The organism is Paraperlucidibaca sp. (assembly GCF_982810325.1).
Genome location: NZ_CEYEMI010000042.1, coordinates 7,546 through 11,687 on the forward strand (window position 1 = coordinate 7,546; position 4,142 = coordinate 11,687).

General features: G+C 55.4%; 3 protein-coding genes. All 3 read left to right on the forward strand.

The annotated features are described in order from the left end of the window. Window positions 1-71 precede the first annotated feature (71 nt). The gene (guaB, locus tag AC3DKE_RS10475; RefSeq protein ID WP_340674898.1) at window positions 72-1,538 is read left to right on the forward strand and encodes an IMP dehydrogenase; all 1,467 of its coding nucleotides are present in this window, start codon (window positions 72-74) and stop codon (window positions 1,536-1,538) included. Next, window positions 1,535-3,175 (forward strand): glutamine-hydrolyzing GMP synthase, encoded by a 1,641-nt coding sequence (guaA, locus tag AC3DKE_RS10480; protein WP_487990645.1) that lies wholly within the window; start codon window positions 1,535-1,537, stop codon window positions 3,173-3,175. The genes guaB and guaA overlap by 4 nt, the downstream gene beginning before the upstream one ends. A 114-nt stretch (window positions 3,176-3,289) precedes the next feature. Further along, window positions 3,290-4,142, forward strand: an 853-nt coding sequence (locus tag AC3DKE_RS10485) for an Lnb N-terminal periplasmic domain-containing protein (protein ID WP_487990646.1), incomplete at its 3' end; no start/stop codon positions are given.

Consider the following 4,142-nt stretch of genomic DNA (forward strand, 5'->3'; position numbering starts at 1 on the left):
AAAAAGGCCTAGAATGTGCGGCTATCTTTATCCGCTGGCCTGTGTTCTCAGGCACGCCAAGGAGTAGCTCTATGCTCGAAATCGCCCTAGATGCGCTCACATTTGATGATGTGTTGCTGCTGCCCGATTACTCCACCGTATTGCCCAAAGACGTGTGTTTAAAGACGCGCCTGACTCGCAAAATATTCTTGAGTATGCCCTTAGTGTCTGCTGCCATGGACACTGTTACCGAAGCACGCATGGCGATTGCCATGGCGCAAGAAGGTGGCATCGGCATTTTGCACAAAAACATGGATATCGCCGCGCAGGCCGCTGAAGTGCGCCGTGTGAAGAAGTTTGAAGCCGGTGTGGTGCAAGACCCAGTTACCGTGAGCCCTAAAACCACGGTCGGTGAACTCATCGAAATCACCAAAGCGCATCGTATTTCCGGCGTACCGGTCATGCAGGGCGACGAAGTTGTGGGCATTGTCACTAGCCGCGATTTACGTTTCGAAACGCGCATGGACTTGCCAGTCTCCGCCATCATGACGCCGCAAGCAAAACTGGTGACAGTGCGTGAAGGCGAGTCGCATGAGCGCATTAAAGAGTTGCTGCATGAGCACCGCATCGAAAAAGTGCTGGTGATCGACGACGACTTCCACCTCAAAGGCCTAATCACCGTCAACGATTTCCAAAAATCTGAACGCTTCCCTAGCGCCAGTAAAGACGATCAAGGTCGCTTGCTCGTTGGCGCAGCAGTGGGCACCGGTGCCGAAACACCAGCTCGCGTGGAAGCACTGATCGAAGCTGGCGTTGATGTTATCGTGGTCGACACCGCCCATGGCCATAGTGCCGGCGTGATCGAGCGCGTGCGCTGGATCAAGCAAAAGTATCCAAATATGCAGGTTATCGGCGGCAATATCGCCACTGGCGAAGCGGCGAAAGCCTTGCTAGAGGCTGGTGCAGATGCCGTGAAAGTGGGCATCGGCCCCGGCTCGATTTGCACCACACGCATCGTCGCCGGCATCGGCGTGCCGCAAATTTCGGCTATCGATTCCGTCGCCCGCGCGCTCAATGACGAAATCCCTCTGATTGCCGATGGTGGTATTCGCTACTCTGGCGACATCGCTAAAGCTATCGCCGCCGGTGCTAGCAGCATCATGGTTGGTTCACTGCTGGCTGGCACTGAAGAGGCGCCAGGCGAAGTCGAGTTATTCCAAGGTCGCTATTACAAAGCTTACCGTGGCATGGGTTCGCTCGGTGCCATGGCGCAAACTGGCGGCGGCTCAGCCGATCGCTACTTCCAAGATGCTTCTGCTGGCGTAGAAAAATTGGTACCCGAAGGCATCGAAGGTCGCGTTGCCTATAAAGGCCCAATGAGCGGCATCATTCATCAAATGATGGGCGGCTTGCGCTCGTCGATGGGCTATACCGGCTCAGCCGACATCGCCACTGCGCGCACCAAGCCAAAGTTCATCAAGATTTCGGCCGCCGGCATGAAAGAATCGCATGTGCACGACGTCACCATCACCAAAGAAGCGCCGAACTACCGTTTATGAAAACTATGACTCAAGATATTCACGCCCACCGCCTGCTGATTCTCGATTTCGGATCGCAATATAGCCAGCTCATTGCCCGCCGCGTGCGCGAGCTTGGTGTCTATTGCGAGATGCGCGCGTTCGATATGAGCGACGACGAAATTCGCGAATTCAACCCGAAGGGCATCATCTTGAGTGGCGGCCCGGAAACGGTCACGGTCGAAGGTTCGCCACGTGCGCCTGAATTAGTCTTTACGTTAGGTGTGCCGGTATTAGGCATTTGCTACGGCATGCAAACCATGGCGCAGCAACTCGGCGGCGAAGTGCAAAGCTCGCCGGTGCATGAGTTTGGTTACGCCGAAGTCACTGTAGTGCCAGACGCCGCACAAGCCGCCAATAACAGCGCCGACACCAGCCGCGATGCCTTATTTGGTAAGCTTGCCGACCGTGTAGATGCCTCAGGCAACTCAGTACTGGATGTCTGGATGTCGCACGGCGACAAAGTCGTCGAGTTGGCTCCGGGCTTCCGCATCACCGCTGCCACGCCTAGCTGCCCCATCGCCGCCATGGCCGATGAAGCGCGCGACTTTTACGGCCTGCAATTTCACCCTGAAGTCACGCACACGGCACAGGGCGGTGCGTTGCTGCAGCGTTTTGTCCATGATATTTGCCAAACCCAATCGCTATGGACGCCGGAAAATATCGCCGAAGACGCGATTGCCCGCGTGCAAGCTCAAGTCGGCAACGACCAAGTTTTGCTCGGCTTGTCCGGTGGCGTCGACTCATCAGTAGTCGCGGCGCTGCTACACAAAGCCATCGGCGACCAGCTCACCTGTGTCTTTGTCGACAACGGCTTATTGCGCAAAAACGAAGGCGATCAAGTCATGGCCATGTTTGCGCAAAACATGGGCATTAAAGTGATTCGCGTCGATGCCGAAGATGAATTTTTGAATGGCCTCGCCGGAGTTTCTGACCCTGAAGCTAAGCGCAAAGTCATTGGCAAAACCTTCATCGATATTTTCGATCGCGAAGCCACCAAACTAGCGACCTCTCCAGAGCAGCCAGTGAAATGGTTAGCGCAAGGCACGATTTATCCCGACGTGATCGAGTCGGCGGCGAGCAAAACCGGCAAAGCGCATGTGATCAAATCGCACCACAACGTGGGCGGTTTGCCTGAGCATATGGCCATGCAGCTGGTCGAGCCGCTGCGCGAATTATTCAAAGATGAAGTGCGCAAACTCGGCGTCGCCCTCGGTCTGCCCGAAGACATGGTCTATCGCCACCCATTCCCCGGCCCCGGCTTGGGCGTGCGCATCCTCGGCGAAGTGAAAAAAGAATATGCCGACTTGCTGCGCGAAGCCGATGCCATCTTCATTGAAGAGCTGCGCCGCTTCGGCTGGTACGCGAAAACTTCGCAAGCTTTCGTGGTGTTCTTGCCGGTGAAATCTGTCGGCGTTGTTGGCGATGCCCGACGCTACGCTTGGGTTGTTTCCTTGCGCGCTGTTGAAACCATCGACTTTATGACCGCACGCTGGGCACAACTGCCATACGATCTGCTAGAGAAGGTGTCGAATCGCATTATCAATGAGATTAGCGGCATTTCCCGTGTGGCCTATGATGTGTCGAGCAAGCCGCCGGCGACTATTGAATGGGAATAGTTTGAGTTTTTTGCGTTAAGGTTGGTTTGATTCTCTCGGCTTTTTGACGAACTCATCAGGGTCATCAACGTGCGCGCACTCATTGTTTCTTGTTCGTTAATAGCAATTATCCTCGTGGCGGCAGCGCTTTGGTGGCGCAGCATTACGCCATCAAATGACCGCGATTGGGCGCCAGATGTTGCGCGCATGACCACTGGTTCGCTGAGCTTAGCGACTCATTCAGGCAAACGAGCGACTATCGAGACAAGTTCTACTGCGCCTCTTGCTAGCGATGCCACTGAACTAGTCACGTTGCACAATGTGCGCAACTTCACTTGGCGCTCGGAAACCGACATCGATGAGCGCTGGGAAACCCGCCACTACGATCTCGCGCAACTCAGTTTAGTTGACCTCATCGTGTCCTATTGGACCATTCCCGCCATTGCCCACACGCTCGTGTCATTCGGCTTCGATGATGGCCGTCACGTAGTCTTTTCGGTGGAAATTCGCAAAGAAAAGGGCGAGGAATTCTCTGAAATCGGCGGCTTTCTCAAACGCTTCGAGCTCAGTGTGGTGGCCGCCGACGAGCGCGACATCATTGGCGTGCGCAGCAAAGTGCGTGACGAAAAAGTATTTCTATTTCGCACCCAGCTCAACGCCGCCGACCGCCGCGCGCTATTTCTCGCCTATATAGAAGAGGCCAATACGCTCGCCGCCACTCCGCGCTTCTACCACACGCTTACCGCCAACTGCACCACCATCGTGTTCGGCATGATGCAGCGCATCATCGGCGACCTGCCCTGGGATTATCGCCTGCTCGCCTCGGGTTATTTACCGAATTACGTTTATGACCTTGGCGGGCTTGATACTCGCTACGACTTCGCCACACTCGAGCGCATGGGTTATGTTAGCCGCCGTGTAAATGCGGCGCTTTCAGATGCAGCGGCTGCTGATGCAAAAGAAGCTTCGGGAGTTGAGTTTTCACGGG